Raw genomic sequence first — 12,108 nt, 5'->3', positions numbered from 1 at the left:
TATCTCAATTACTTCTTAATTTTTTTACTCTCTCTTTCATCTGCTCGAACAGGTAGTAGACGCAGGGGATCACCACCAGGCTCATCAGGGTGGATGTAACCAGTCCACCGATAACGGCCACCGCCATGGAGGAGCGCATCGCAGCTCCCTCCCCGAAATCGAAGGTCATCGGCAGCAATACCAAAATTGTGGTGAGGGTGGTCATGATGATGGGGCGGATACGCTGTTGTCCCGCCTGAACAATCGCCTCGGTCAACCCCACCGTCCGCTTCAGCTGGTTGATCCGTCCAACCAGCAGGATCGAGTTGTTGATGGCAATACCTGCCAGCATGATAATCCCCATCGCACCCATAACATTCAAGGGGGTACGGGTGATCAGGAAGAAGAGGAGCGCCCCTACCAGTCCGAACGGCGTGGTCAGCAAGATGGTAAAGGGGTGCAGGAGCGATTCATACTGTGAGGCCAATACCATGTAGACCAGCACCACCGAAAGCATCAGGGCAAAAAGGAGACTCTGCATCGATTCGGCCCGCTTCTCCTCCTCACCCGTCACGGTGATGGAATAGCCGGGTGAGAGCCCGATATCGGCCACTGCGGTACGGATCTCCCTGGCCATCTTGTCGAGCGACCGGCCGGCATCCATATCGGCCACAATCTTGTTGATCCGGTTCTGGTTCCTGCGATAGATCTCTTTGGGGGCCTGGGAGTGGGTGATGGTTGCAATCTCGTTCAGCCTGAACTCCTGGTTCCCGTTCCGGATAACCAGTTCCCCCAACTCCCTGCGGGTGATGTCCGGCACTTTGATGACAATATCCCGCATCTCGCCCTTATAGTCCATTTTTCCCACGTCATGCCCCTGCAGCTGTTGCTCCAGCTGCTGAACAAGGGTATTTGCCGATATGTTATGGATTCCGGCCATGGTGCGGTTGATGTTGATATTGAGTTCTGGCGCACCGTCTGCCATCGACGACCTGACATTGTAGATCCCCTCCACCGATGCCATCCGCAACAGTACATCCTCCGTCAGGAAGGCGATCTCTTCCAGATCTTCACCTTTCACCTCCACCACAATGGGAGCCTCTGCCTCTCCCAGGAACGTTCCAAGAGAATGATTATCCTGTTTGAAGGTAAGTTCAAGACCCTCGATACTTGCCGTCGCTTCAGCGAATCGGGCTATCAGTTCTGCCGGCAAGAGCTGGCTCTCATCAGAGAGGATCACCTTCACCATGGCCGTATGCTCCCCTTCAAATACCGCATTGTCTGAGGATCCCTTCCCGATGTGGCTGTAGATGACCGCCAGGCTGTCGCCGCTAATCTGATGCAGCAGGTACTCCAGGTTGGAGACTACGGCATCGGTGCGCTCGAGCCGGGTCCCCTCGGGAAGCTTGACCGATATGGTGAAATCCCTGCCCTCGGTACGGGGCAGAAACTCGGTGCCCACAAATGGAATGAGGAGTATCGAGATGATCAGCAGAGCCGCCGAACCTCCGATGACCCACCAGCGGTAGCCCAGAAACTTCCGCAGGTAGTCACTGTACTTCCTGAACTGCACCGATTCCGTTTCGCCCCGGTCATTTTCCCGGCCCGTCAAGCGGTCGTAGAGTACGGGAATGACCATCAAGGCCACGAAGAGTGACGAAAGCAGTGCGAAGGTTACAGTCCAGGCCAGATCCTTGAAAAGTTCACCCGATGCACCGTGCAGGTAAACGATGGGTATAAAGACAACGATGGTGGTTACCGTGGAGGCGATAACCGCTCCGGCCACCTCGGTGGTGCCGTTGATGATCGCCTCTCTCCGCTCCAGTCCCTGTTCCCGGTTCCGGAATATGCTCTCGATCACCACGATCACATTGTCGATCAGCATCCCCGCTCCCAATGCCAGGCCACTCAGGGTCATCACATTAAGCGTGAGTCCGTTGAAATACATCATGGTAAAGGTGGCAATGATCGAGATCGGGATCGAGAGGCTCACAATCAGGGTCGTGCCCACTCGTCGTAAAAAGAAGAAGAGGACCAGCACGGCAAGCAGCATGCCCAAAAGAGCACTGTTGATCACCTCCCCGATGGCCTGTCTGATAAAGATACCCTGGTTGCTGATCACCTGGAACCGATAGCCCGGCAACGCCTGTCTGATCGTTTCCAGCTGGGCGGTAATCAGTTCAACCGCCTTCACCGTGTTAAACTGTGTCTCCTTGTAGACCGACAGGCCGATGCACCGCTCGCCGTTGATCCGCACGATGTTGTCGGGACGTGCATTTTCAAACTTGACGGTAGCCACTTCCCGCAGGAAGAGCGGAGCCTGCCCCCCGTTGCCCGATCCGCCAGAGGCAGCTTCAACCGGTTTATAGCTGATGATCAGGTTCTCGAAATCTGCTTCCGAGTGAAACAGCGAGGAGCTTTTCACCAGGTATTGCAAGCCCATCTCACTCACCCGGCCCCCCGATATGCTCTGGTTATTGGATTCGATCCTGGAAGCAATCTCCTCCATGGTGATGCCGAAGGCACGGAGGGTATAGGGATCGGTTTCGATGGTCAACACCTGTCGCTCCTCACCCGACAGAGAAACCTCGGCAATGCCCTCCAGGCGTATCAGTTCGTTCCGTATATAGCTGTCGGCCATCTTCCGCAGCTCCGCCATGTCGGTTATCGACTGGTGCGACATCGCGATCAGCATGACCGGTGCCGTATTGGGATCATGCTGGGTGATGTTGATCGATTCAATATCTGGATTTTGCGATAAAGGGGCCATCGCTTTCTGAAGATCCAGAAAAGCTTCATCCATATCCTTGTTCTGCAGGTACTCTACCGTAACCCGCGCAGATCCTGCCCGGATCACCGAAGAGACCTGGACCACATCGCTCTGCCGGATTGCCATCGACTCGATATTCTCGATAAACATCTTCTCGATCTCCTCGGGTGGACGCTCACCGGCCTCCAGTTCGACAAAGAGACGCGGTGTATTCATATCGGGCAAGAGATCCACGCTGAGCCTGTCGTATGAGATCTTCCCAAGCAGCAGGATCGCAAAGACGATCATGCTGATGGTAACTGGATTTTTCAGTGCGAATCGGAGTAAATTCCTCATTTGCGCTATCGTGTTAAAGGGGAGACTATTTCAATACTTTCACGCGACTATTTTCACGCAAGGTCTCATATCCCCGGATAATCAGGTTGTCATTTTCATTCAGACCCTGTGTCACCTCCACATTCTCCTCATCCTCGAGTCCGGTCTGGATATCACGCAGGATCGCCGTATTTCTCTCCACCACATATACAAACTTCCGGTTTCTCCGGGAGATGATCACCTCTTTCGGGATTACAATGGCACTGTCGGCCCTGTCTACCACGATGTCGGCCTTCACAAACATGCCGGGACGCAGTTTCAACTGGCTGTTATCGATCAGTATCTTTCCCTTGAATGTACGTGTTTCGGTACTGATGGCGGGCGACAGTTCACTGATGACACCTTTGAGCGTATCCTGGAGCAGGGTGTAATGGGTAATGTGTACCGGCTGGTTGGCCTGCACATACCCGATGGCACTCTCCGGCAGATTGATCTCCATGTACATGTTGGAATAAGACATCAGGCCAACCATGGGGCTTCCCTGCGACACCCTGCTCTGCGGAGTATAATGGGGCAACGAGACGATGACACCGTCGAAAGGTGCCTTCACACTCATCTTCTCAAGGTTGAGCATCGCATTTTCAAGGTCGTACCGGGCATTGGTGACCCGCACTTCCGTATTGCGCATCTCGCTGAGGGTAACCCCTCCCTTTTCATATAGGGCCTTCTGTTTGCTCTGCTCCTGTTCCGCAATCTCGAGACTCAGCTTTCTCGATTCCAGGGCTATCCCGTTCTCATACTCCTTGTCCTCCAGGCGGATGATCAGCTGTCCTTTCCTGACAACGTCGCCCAGCTTGAAAGGTTTACCGGTGGAGGGGTTGGTCTGCAGGTTATAATAACCGCTCATCTCGGCATTCAGTTCCACACTGTAGGTCGCCAGCGCAGTTCCGGTCGTGTTGATCAGCTTGCTGATCGAACTTCGCTTCAGCTCCTTTACGGAGACAGGCGTCTCAATCTCGGTCTGTCCACCCTGGGGTTGGTTCCCGCACGCTGCCAGCAAGGCTACCGCTATCAAGGGCAATATGTTTCTGTAATTCATTCGGCTATATTTTTCAGGTGTATCCTTAAACTCAATTGGACGTGCCTTTCCATCCCCTGATGGGCACAATAGGTTCTTCTTTCTCAAAGTCATATAGGGTCAATATTTTCAGGTTGAGGAGTTCGATCTTGTAGTTGATGAGTGCCTGTGCATATGCAATTTTCCTGTTCGACAACTGGGTCTGGTACTGGTTGATCTCCATCCCGGTGAGATCGCCCTCCCTGTACCTCGTCAGGTTCAGATCGTAGGTCAGCTGGGCATTCCGAACGCTCTTCTCCGCAATATCTATCTGCGAACGGAGATTCTCCAGCCTTCTCCAGGTCTGTCTCACATCCAGTTCAATATCGATCTGCTGGTTCTCCTGTTCAAGTTTTGCAATTGTCTGGGCCACTTTTTGTGCATTGACCCGGGCCTTTTTCTCGCCCCAGTCGAAAATCGGTATGGCAAAACTGATGGCCACACGGGGATTCTGGGTGGGGTTGTCATACATGCTGCCAAACCTTTCGTGGTCGCCAATGATACCCACCGACAATGAGATATCGCCCCGGAACTCATTGAGACTCTTTGTCCGGATCATCTGCAGTTCCGCCAGTTCAATGTCGATCTCTCGCTGTCTGATCTCCATTCTGGAGTTCAGGCCGCTCTGCACCGCCTGGAGCAGGTCGATCGCCAACGGGCTCACATCGATCTCCACCGTCACATCGAAATCTTCATCCAGATCCATTCCCAATGTCTGCTTCAACTGGTCTTTCGCATTTTCAAGTGCAACAATACGCTCCTGTACGGCAGATTGCGCATTGGCAAGATTAAGTTCCGCCTGGTATAGCTCCTCTCTTGCGGCCAGGTCGGCCTCCACCTTGTTGCGGATGATTTCATAACTTTGTTTTGTATTTTCCAGCTCCTCCTTGCTAATGGCCAGGTTGTTCTGGGCCATATAGACCGAATAGAACTGGTTGGTGATGCTCCGTTCGGTATTCAACCGCTGCAGGGCGTAGCGGATGCCGGCGTTTTCGTAGTCGAACTCGATCTCCTGCAGCTCCATCTTCCGTCGGTTGTAGGTGAATATGGGCTGGTTCAGCCGCAGATAGAGGTCGTTGCTGAATGCCTTGTTCTGGTTGCGCATACCCTCCACGATCGACTTGTTATCCTGCCATCCAAACGTATTGATGAGCGAGATCTCCCCGTCGGTCATCAGAATGGGTTGAGAGACCATGAATGTCCCGCTGGTGTTGAATGTTTCGTTGGTATACCACTGGGAGAGACGGTTGTCGAATCTCCTCGACTTGCTGTAGTTGACCGGATTGAGGTCGAGTGAAAAGCGTGATTTCAACGAAGCCTGCTGGGCAAGAAGGTTGTACTGGTACCTTTCGAGGTTGAGTTTCGCTGCTTTCAGGTCGGGGTTGTTCTCTTCCGCTATATCCAATGCCTGTTCGATGGTCATTGGCGACTGCGCGGAGGCAGGCGAGAAGAGCAGACTTGCCGACCAGAGCGCCAACAGGCAAACAAGTCCTATTTTTTTAAACCGTTTTATCTCCATAATCATCTCTTTTTCTGTTCACATCTATCTGATTGGAATCAATACCTGGCATGGTCAATGCCGCCTGACAATCTTGACCGCATCGGCCGTTACTGTCCGCAGCTTAGTGTCACAACTCAAGACAACATCTACCGTATCCTTGCTGAAGAAATAGCTCCCCAACAGGCTCCACCCCTCCTCAGAACGTTGCAGGTTGATGTAGCCATCCTCCTCGCTGCCGTCGTAACGGATCTTGAAATGGTATTCGGCATCCCTTCCGGCAGCTCCGCGACCGCCCCTTCCCCTTCCCCGGCGCAACTCATCCGGCTTGTAAACCCAGTAATAGAGGTCGTACTGCCCCGACTCGGGTACCGGAATTCTCCAGGTGGCAGTCTGGGTTCCGCTTCCGCTCCTCACCACATAGGCTGAACGGATATGGGTACCGTAATATTTATCGTTGGTGGTCAATGTCCATCTAAGCGGAGGTCGCCAGTTGGAGACTCCCGAATAGGGGAACGAGTCATCTTCCATCCGGTCGAGCCATTGTGGCAGCAACCCCACCACCTCGGGTGCCGATAAGCTGAAGAGAGTGCTGTCTTCATTGTCGACGATCACCTCACCGGGGAAAATGAACGAGGCGTTTTCCACAATGAAATCCCCCTCCTCGTCAACCGTTTTGTTCCGTTCGCGGATGATGTTGGTTACCGGGAGCATGATGGTGGCAGGCAGGTTTGCAGATATCAGGGTATTGACCTGAATACTGCGGGGCGCCTCCTCCCATACGGAGACCAGGCTCTTCGTTTCATGCGCCTTGATGGGCACTTTCCTTTTTGCCCTCGGGTCATAGATTGCCCCCTGCCCTCCCCCGAAGTTGATCTCTACGTTGACCACGCCATCCTGATCAGAATCATTGGTGATCTGCAGTTTAACCACAAAGACTTCAGCGTCGCGGTTGGTGATCTGGATCACTTCCGGTGTCCAGATCAGGTAAACGGGAAGCGCCGTAGGGTGATGCCATGCTTTAAGGGGAGTATGCAGATCTGCATCGCCAATCGCTCCCAAGGTATCGAGCAGGTTCTCGAACCGCAGGTTGGTGAACAGGTTTCGCTTCAGTAGGGCACGTAGCGAATCCCTGAACTCCTTGTATCCCACGTTCCGTTCGGCATGGGCAAAGAGATAGTTGGCCTTCAGGGAGATGACATTATCCAGCAGATCCCGGTGCTCTACATCCGTTAGCAACTCCCGGAAGGGGTATTGTGCCATCAGGAGGTTAGCCTTTTCGTTGTTGCTGATACCGTTGGTCTGCCGTATCCAGTTGTTTACATCCGACCGGTCCTGCAGGTAGAGCTCGATCAGCCTGTTTGAAACCGGCCATTCGGAAGAGAATATGTTATACCTGAAGTTGTAGAGCTGCGGGAAAATAAAATAGGGATTGGGCTTTGTGGAGACATTCACCGCACCCCGTTGCTGTGACCAGTCGGGGGCACTCTCCTGCCGTTCAAACAGTCTCAAGAACCTGTTGAACACCCGCATGCCTGCATCTTCATCGCTGATCTCCTGCCCGCTTCGTTGTGCCCGCCGTTTTTCGTCACGAACACCCTTTACCACATCGGCTTCATTGAGCAGGCTACCCTTTTCGGGGAAGAGCACCATTTCGGGCTGCATCACCTCCTGGGCTTGCGTCCAGGTGCGCATGTAGCTGTGAAACTGGACGGGAACCTCCACCAGCGAGAAGCGGTTGAAGGAGTAGTCGAGGGCATAGTTAACCTCGATAGAGCGCCTTCTTTCCCGGATCATTGCGGGAATGGTGTCGGTGATGGGGGCCAGCACATCGGAGAAATAGTCGTGTCCCTTCAGGTACCACACGCTGTAGAGCGTCTCGTCCACCTCCACGCTCTTCTGTTCATAATCTCCAATAATCAGCGTGATGGATGGGGTCGGGAAATCTGTTTCATAGACGAAAAGAGAGTCGTAGGTCACCTCGGTGCGGAAGGCCATATTTCCCCTCCCGGTCGGATTGCCCCTGCCAGGTGACGGGAAACGGTCCCTGGGCATGCTAAGCGAATCGCTGTCGCTCCGTCGTCGCGGCATGCCTCTCTCCCTGGCTCCCGGTGTTCCCTCAAAAGCGGGTGGACGACGCTCGCCGCCCATTCTAGCCTCGCCGGCCGGACGTTCTCGTTGTGGTCTCATCTCTCCTCCCGCTCTCATCTCTCCTCTCGGCCGCATAGGCCGATTTGCGGTCGTATCTGCACCCATACCAGGTCGCCTTACAGATCTTCTCTCCATTCGCAGTGAATCGCGGCGGGGCTCGACAGGAATCCGCCTTGCGACCGGCCACTTCATCGTTCCCTGCGAGAGGGCCTTCAACCCGTTGATGGTTTTCACCTTCAACCTGAAATGGCTGAAATAGGCCTGTTGCCAGTCGGGATTCTCACTGCTGTAGGAAGTTCCCGGGCGAGGATACCAGTAGGTTTCAGGCGTGAAAAGCAGATAATTTTTCCCTTGGAAACTGTACCGCTTATCTATCTTGAACATCCCGTTTGCCCGCTCCTCCAGCAAAATCTCGTCGGGAATATCGAGGTAGCAAAAGTTCTCATCGATCGTTCCAGAATATTTCAGTTTAAAGCTGACCGAATCACCAGCTGCCAGTTCACGTCCGAAATCGATCTGCAGGATCTGATGGTCACGTTTGAAATTCAGTGGTTGGTCACCTTCGGCCACCTCACTCACCACCAGTGCCGGATTCAGACAGAAGGTAAATTCAGCAGCCCGGTTCAGTGCAACTCCCCGTATCTCCACTTCAGACGAGATCTTCCCTGGATGCTGTATCAGGTTGATATCGTATCGGTCTACCACCATTCGGGGATTTCCTACATACCGGTTGTTCACCTCAGTATAGAGCTGCCGCCGGTTTGCCGCATTCAGGATACCCTCCACATGATTGAAAGAGGCCCATATTCCTCCGGCGAAAAAGAGAAACGAAATCCAGAGCCAGCGATATTTTCCCTTCGTTGAGTTTGGGAGCCGCCTGAAGAGGAAAATGGAGATCGAGAGGAATCCCAGGCCGAACAGGAGATAGATCATCCGGTGATTGATCAGCGTCGACCAGTTGGAAAAACCTACAATGGTTGATTTTACCAAAGGCAGGTTATATACCATATAGTCGAAGAGATAATAAAACTTGTCACCGATATAAAAGAGGGTCAGTGCAATGTAACCCAACAGAAAGACAAAGGTGATGGCCTGGCTTTTCAAGACAAGCATCAGCGCCACGGAGAGCCCGAAGATATAGATCAGTGTGGGGATGCAGATCAGCAGAAAATAGGTGAGATAGGCCTTCCAGTCTATCGTCACCCCAGAAACGATATTGAAGATGACCACCAGCAGGATAACCAGCAGATCCAACCGGATGAAGACCGACAGGTTGCCCAGAATCTTGCCTGCCACATATTCCGCATTGCTCAATGGATGGACATAGAATACCTCGGAGGTATCCAGTTTTTTATCGGCTTTCAGAAATTCAGAGGAGAGGAAGACGGCAACAATAGCCTGTCCCGTATTGAGAAACATCAGGTTGATATAGGGAATATTGGCCGGTAATGCCTTCATCAGCCAAAAGCCACCGCTATCCTCCGAGATCAGGGCAATAAAATTGAAGAGACAGAGCAACAGAAGGGCCAGAATCAGGAAGATACGATAGAACCAGCTCCGCATCAGCAACTTGCTCTCATATCTCGCAACAGAATGTATATTGTACAACGCCAGCATCCTCTATTGTTTCAGTTTTTAATCCTCCATCCAACGGTTCAGTTTCTTCTCCATGAAGTAGACATAGGCATGTTCGAGATTGGGAGGATAAGGCTCCGCATCGTACCCCTCAATCTCGTCTGCAACAACCTGGATCTCCCACCCGGTACCCGACGGTATGGTGGTGATTACCGGATATTTCTTGTCGATAAGGGGTAACTCGTCGCCGCTGATTTTCATTCGCCACACCTTTCCTTCAGCCTCCCGACGCATCTCCTCTGGCGAACCGAAAAAGGCGATCTCCCCCTTATTCATCAGAGCCATGCAGTTACATGTACTGGATATGTCACCCACGATATGGGTAGATAGAATGATGGTCACGTTCTGTTCACTGATCTTGGCCAGGAGATTGCGGAAGCGGATCCGCTCTTCCGGGTCGAGCCCCGTGGTGGGCTCATCCACAATGATCAGCCGGGGATTATGGATCAACGCCTGTGCAATGCCCAGGCGACGTTTCATTCCACCCGAGAGCCGTGAAGCATATCTTTCACGGACATCGAAGAGTCCGACCATCTCCAACATCTCATCTACGGCCTGCCGCCGTTTCCTTCCGTTATGCATGCCCGATAAGCGTGCTGCATAATCAAGAAATTCGTAAGTCTTATATTTGGCAAAAAAACGAAAGTCCTGGGGTAGATAGCCTAGAATTCCACGAACCTGCTTGCGCTCTTTCAGCAGGTTGTAACCGAACACATCCACCTCTCCCGAGGTGGGTTCCATCAGGGCAACAAGAATACGCATCAGCGTCGATTTACCTGCACCATTTGGGCCCAATAGCCCAAACATGCCGGTTGGGATCTCCATATTGATGTTGTTCAATGCATGGTTCCCGTTCGGGTAGATCTTATTCAGTGACCTGATTGAAATGCTCATCGTTACTTCTTCAAGGGTATCGTTCTATGAAAACCGATCAAGGCTCAATAACACAATTTAAATAACTTTGCTATCGAAATAGCAACAAAAATAACCAGATGTTATCTGGTTAACAAATCAAATAGACAAACGCAGCTATTCTATCGACGAAATCAATGAAAAGCAAAACAAAAAAACTTCTCAACCCACAAGAACTATTGCCAGAAAAGGGAACGGCCCCCCGATGAGAGAACGGTACTCCTTTCACTTGTGCAATCTCCTGCTCCACCCTTCTTCCCTACGGATCAACTTTAGGGTATTGTGTATCGCGCCCTATTGCGCCCTGGTCATTAAACCGCCATTTTTAATCGGTCTGGTTTTTTTGAGGGCTAATATACGATAAACGTCAGTTCCAGGCGTCAAACTTATATTTCCCACGTACTCATTCATATATTCAATGGCAAAATAGGTCTTTGGATTTTGAGTATCCACCATTTTCTTAAAGTTCCTGGCATTCTCAATTGTAAATGGTTTTGGAAATCCATCACGTAAATTAATACTAACCCTCTCGTTGTTTGCATAAAGTGCCATTTTCTCCAAATCAGAGTCCATTAATTCTCTAATGATTACATCTCCGCACTCTCCAATTATTACTTTTCCCATATCCTTTTATTTTGTTTGATGAGTAGTTTGTTATCCATAGCTATATTCGACTGATAATGAAAGTTGAGTTTGAAAAAAATAGGGGATTCAGGCTCAATGACCTGCATTCAGCATCAAAGCAGATCGAGCGGGCTTTTTATTTTGGATTTCGCGATGTCGGTAACATGGGTATAAATTTCGGTCGTATTCACCGATTTGTGTCCGAGCAATTCCTGGATATACCGGATATCCGTACCGTTTTCCAGCAGGTGGGTAGCAAAGCTGTGGCGCAAGGTATGAGGAGTCACTTTTTTGGTGATGCCCGCTTTTAAAGCTGCATTCTTGACAATGACCTGCACGCTCTTTTCGGAATAGACACCCCCTCCCTGCCCCTCTATCAGGTATTCCTCCGGTTGATATATCTTGTAGTAATGCCTTAAAGATTCCAGTAACAGAGGGGAAAGCATCACCACACGGTCTTTTCCTCCTTTGGCTTTTCTAACCAGGATAATTTTATTTTTCGAATCGACATCGGTTAGTTTCAGGTGAAGCAGTTCGTTTAACCGCAGTCCGCATCCATATAACAGCTGTACGATACATTTATGCTTCAGGTTGGTCACACTCTCCATTAACCGGCTCACCTCCCGGGCAGTCAGGTAAACCGGCAGACTTTTGTTCTTTGAGCGCGGATACAGGTGTTTGAGGTTGAGTTGTCTGTTGAACATGGAAAGATAAAACTTGTCTATTGAAGCCACGATCAAACGTTGATAAGATGCTCCGATGCGATGTTTCTCAATTTTCCAGTATATATATTTCTCAATTTCCGTTTCCGTTATCTCCAGCGGATGGCTATATTTCTTTTCAGCCAGCTGTAGAAAACTCCTCACCGCACTCTTGTAATTTTTTATGGAGCTGGGACTGTATCGTTGAACAATCATTTTTCGTTCAAACTCCTCCAATAAATCCATTGTTTTCATTGTATTCGATTTTGTGAAACATTCGTATATGCAAAAATATAAAAAAAATTAATTAAAACATAACAAACATAAATACAATATGATATAAATGCAAAATATTTTAATGTTAATATATATAAGCGAATGTTATAAATCGGGTATTTACGAAAGT

At 50.7% G+C, this 12,108-nt stretch carries 7 protein-coding genes; all 7 read right to left on the bottom strand.

The features are described from left to right. Positions 1-4 precede the first annotated feature (4 nt). Entirely contained in the window at positions 5-3,085 is a 3,081-nt protein-coding gene (locus ING2E5A_RS02805) for an efflux RND transporter permease subunit (RefSeq protein WP_071136094.1), read from the bottom strand. Between the two features lie 25 nt (positions 3,086-3,110). Then, entirely contained in the window at positions 3,111-4,163 is a 1,053-nt protein-coding gene (locus ING2E5A_RS02800) for an efflux RND transporter periplasmic adaptor subunit (protein WP_071136093.1), read from the bottom strand. 31 nt (positions 4,164-4,194) lie between these two features. After that, positions 4,195-5,706, bottom strand: a complete 1,512-nt coding sequence (locus ING2E5A_RS02795; RefSeq protein WP_071136092.1) for a TolC family protein — start codon at positions 5,704-5,706, stop codon at positions 4,195-4,197. 48 nt (positions 5,707-5,754) lie between these two features. After that, the gene (locus ING2E5A_RS02790; RefSeq protein WP_071136091.1) at positions 5,755-9,447 is read right to left on the bottom strand and encodes a golvesin C-terminal-like domain-containing protein; all 3,693 of its coding nucleotides are present in this window, start codon (positions 9,445-9,447) and stop codon (positions 5,755-5,757) included. A gap of 18 nt (positions 9,448-9,465) precedes the next feature. Then, positions 9,466-10,359, bottom strand: coding sequence for an ABC transporter ATP-binding protein (locus ING2E5A_RS02785; RefSeq protein WP_071136090.1), 894 nt, complete (start codon positions 10,357-10,359; stop codon positions 9,466-9,468). A 312-nt stretch (positions 10,360-10,671) separates the two neighbouring features. Continuing rightward, complete coding sequence (locus ING2E5A_RS02780; protein ID WP_177223637.1) at positions 10,672-11,001, bottom strand: GNAT family N-acetyltransferase; 330 nt, start codon at positions 10,999-11,001, stop codon at positions 10,672-10,674. Between the two features lie 113 nt (positions 11,002-11,114). After that, the gene (xerA, locus tag ING2E5A_RS02775) at positions 11,115-11,957 is read right to left on the bottom strand and encodes a site-specific tyrosine recombinase/integron integrase (protein WP_071136089.1); all 843 of its coding nucleotides are present in this window, start codon (positions 11,955-11,957) and stop codon (positions 11,115-11,117) included. Positions 11,958-12,108 lie beyond the last annotated feature (151 nt).

Source organism: Petrimonas mucosa (assembly GCF_900095795.1).
Taxonomy (GTDB): domain Bacteria; phylum Bacteroidota; class Bacteroidia; order Bacteroidales; family Dysgonomonadaceae; genus Petrimonas; species Petrimonas mucosa.
This window is presented reverse-complemented; position numbering and strand designations above follow the sequence as displayed.